Source organism: Streptomyces sp. NPDC057654 (assembly GCF_042800135.1).
Taxonomy (GTDB): Bacteria; Actinomycetota; Actinomycetes; order Streptomycetales; family Streptomycetaceae; genus Streptomyces.
In genome coordinates this window covers 1-3,148 of record NZ_JBHVHQ010000947.1, presented here as the reverse complement: position 1 = coordinate 3,148, position 3,148 = coordinate 1, and the positions used below count along the sequence as shown (strand labels likewise).

Annotated in this window: 3 protein-coding genes; 1 reads left to right on the top strand and 2 read right to left on the bottom strand. The window is 73.9% G+C overall.

The window, feature by feature from the left end:
• Positions 1-1,751 (bottom strand): cytochrome P450 (locus ACFU99_RS38710; protein ID WP_384401923.1); only part of this gene is annotated, 1,751 nt, incomplete at its 3' end.
• Positions 1,752-1,947: 196 nt separating this feature from the next.
• On the opposite strand from ACFU99_RS38710, the gene ACFU99_RS38705 reads away from it, so the two are divergent.
• Positions 1,948-2,634: a helix-turn-helix transcriptional regulator gene (locus ACFU99_RS38705; RefSeq protein ID WP_384401920.1), complete on the top strand. Its 687-nt coding sequence runs from the start codon at positions 1,948-1,950 to the stop codon at positions 2,632-2,634.
• Here ACFU99_RS38705 and ACFU99_RS38700 read toward each other — a convergent pair.
• Positions 2,631-3,148 (bottom strand): cupin domain-containing protein (locus ACFU99_RS38700; RefSeq protein WP_384401917.1); only part of this gene is annotated, 518 nt, incomplete at its 5' end. The two genes, ACFU99_RS38705 and ACFU99_RS38700, sit on opposite strands and share 4 nt — an antisense overlap.

Below are 3,148 nucleotides of genomic sequence, written 5' to 3'. Positions count from 1 at the left end.
CCGAGCACGGCGTAGGCGACGCCGTCGGCCGCGCCGTCCTCGGCGCTCTCGGCCCACGCGGCGAAGCGGGCGGCGTCGTCGGTGGGCCGGCCGTTGTAGGAGGCGGCGACGATGACGACGGGCCAGTCTGTGGGGAGCGCGCCGACGTGGGCGTCGAGCGGGGCGAGTGAGGGGGTGAAGCCGAGGTCGGCGGCGGCGTCGGCGAGGCGCTGCGCGTAGTCGCGGCAGGTGCCGTAGTTGGTGCCGTGCAGCAGGAGGAGTCCGGTGCCCTGCCGGGCGCGGGTCGGCAGGCCGCTCGCGGCGTCGGCCGCGGCGTCGGTGCGGGGCTCGTCGCCGCCCCCGGCCGGGAGGCCGCCGCGGACCGCGGCGCGGTCGGCGGGGGTGCGGGCGGCGAGCTTCACGGTGAAGCCTTCGGGCTTGAGGGTGAGCGTCTCCTTGATCCTCAGCTCGTAGTCGGCGTGGTCGGTGAAGCGGTAGCGGTGGGCGAGGAGCGCGAGGAGCATGGTGGCCTCGTGCAGCGCGAACTGCCGCCCGATACAGGCGCGTTCGCCGGTGCCGAAGGGCTTGTACGCGTGCGGTGAGCGGGCTGCCTCCGCCTCGGGCGCGAACCGGGTGGGGTCGAACAGCTCGGGGTTGTCGCCCCAGCCGGGGTCGCGGTGGAGCATCGGGGTGAGCACCGTGACGGCTTCCCCGGCGCGCAGCGGGTACCGTCCGCCGAGGAGGGTGTCCTCGCGGGCCGCGCGGCCGAAGGCGGAGGCCGTCGGCCACAGCCGCAGCGCTTCGTTCAGCACCTGCCGGGTGAAGCGCAGCCGCCCGATGTCCTCGAAGACCGGGTCGGGCTCGTCCGCGTCGCCCCACAGCTCGTCGGCCTCGCGCTGCACGAGGCGCAGCGACACGGGGTCCTTGAGCAGGTGGTAGAGGGCGAAGGAGAGCGCGCCGGAGGTGGTCTCGTGGCCGGCGATGAGGAAGGTGATGACCTGGTTGCGGATGTTGGCGAGGTCCAGGGTGGTGCCGTCGACGGGGTGCGGGGCGCTGAGCATGAGCCCGAGCAGGTCGTCGGTGGAGGTGTCGCCGGAGGCCGTACGGGCGGCGATCACCTCGTCGACGACGCTCGCGAGAAAGTCGGCGTCCTTCCGGAACGCCTGGTCCTCGGCCGTGTAGTCGCCGTCGGGCGCGCGGCCGAGCCGGCGCTGGCTCCACGCCAGGCAGCGGACCATGGCCCCGACGAAGGGGTGCGGCTCGTCGCGGGCGAACGACTCGAAGTCGTAGCCGAATCCGGCGAGACCGATGGTGTCGAGCGTCATCCGCGTCATGTCCTCGGCGACCTCGACGGCCGTGCCCTGCGCGAGGCGGCCGTCCCAGCCGCGGATCAGGCGGCGCGCGACGCGGAGCATGGCGGGGTGGTAGGCGCGCATGGAGCCCAGTGCGAAGGCGGGCATCAGGATGTCGTGCGCCTTGGCCCAGTTGGGCTCGTCGTTGTAGGCGGTGAACAGCCCGTCGGAGGCGAACTCGCGGACGTTCTCCAGGCCCGGCCCGATGGCCTTGGCGAACCGCTCCTCGTCACAGAGTTCGGCGACCAGGTCCAGCCCCGTGACGAAGAGGACGCCGCGCCCGTGGCGGATGCGCCGGTAGATGGGGCCGTACTGCCGGGCCAGCTCCATGGCCTGCTGGATGGGGGTGTCGCTCGGCGTGTCGGTGACGTCCGCCTGCGGGATCTCGGCGGCCGTTCCGCTGTCCGCGGCCGTCTCCATGTCCCCAGCCGCGCCGTCGTCCGTGGTGGTGCCCGTGTCACTGTGCGCGATGATCACATTGCTCATGTCTCCAGCCTGGCCACCCCGCCAGGCCCCCGCACGACGCGGCACTGCATGATTGTGCAGTGGATTTTGACGTTCCGGTCTTGTGCCGGGCGTCCGGGCGTCTTCGGCAGTGCGGGAAGGGGCGGTTGGCGTGCACGGGCACGAGCCGTACGGGGACGGGCGCGAGCCGTACGGGGACGGGCACACATCGCCCGTCACCTGGCGCAACCACTTCATCCTGCTGCTCGACCGCATCCCCCTGCCGATCGCGGTGTGCCAGGCGAACGGCCTGGTCGTCCTCGCCAACCGGGCGATGGCCGCCGAGTGGGGCACGGTCCCCGGCCGGCTGCCGGGCCGGGACCTGCTGGAGCTGCTGCGGCCCCGCTCCCCCGCCCAACTCGACCGGGTCATCGAGGCGATACGGCGGGGCAGCCGCTCCCGCTATCCGCTGGCGGTTCGCTGGCACTCGGGCACCGCGGGCGGGGCGGAGCGCGAGGGCGAGCTGACGGTGGACCCGGTGGGCGAGCCGTCCCCGGCGGGCTATCCGCTGCTCCTCGGTGTCCTCCAGACGGCCCCCGAGCCCCCGCCGCCCGCCCCGCCGGAGGTCAGCGAGGTCGAGGCGCGGGTGCTGGCGCTGGTGGCCTCGGGCGCGACGACCGCCGCCGTCGGCAAGGCGATCGGCCTGACCGTCGACGGCGTCAACTACCACCTGACCAGGCTCTCCCGCCGCTGGCGCGTCCCCAACCGCACGGCGCTGGTGGCGAAGGCGTACGTGCTCGGGGTGCTCGGTACGGGCACGTGGCCGCCGGCTCCGCCCGGGTCGGACGCCGACGGCTAGCGCTCCTGCCCTGGTGCGGCGCTCCGCCCCGGCGGGTCGTCGACCTTGAGCTCGTCGCCGGTGTTGGAGACGTAGACGACCAGCAGCCTCGCCGGTTCGGTCCGGCTGGTGTTCTCCGTGGTCACGTGGTGTGCGCCGGGCTGCTCGACCCGGTTCTCGCCCTGGCGGTACGTATGCGTCGGCTGCCCCTCCAGCTTGCTGCGCACGGCGCCGTCGAGCACGTAGGCGTAGACGAAGGCCCGTCCGTGCCGGTGCGGAGGGGCGTGGCCGGCGGGCGGGAACTCCACGGTCCTTGCGGTGAACGTCTTGCCCTTGACGTTCGGGAGTTCCTGTTGGAACAGGGGCGGGGGCGTCGCGGGAGGATGCGTGGATGCCGTGGCACCGGCTCGCGCCCCGGCGGTCTCGTGCTCTGCCTCGGAACCGCACGCGCCGACCGCGGTCACGGCGGCGACCGCCAGCAGGACGGCGGTGACCCGTTTCCCGGTCATGCGGCGGCGCCCCGGTGCCGCGGCGC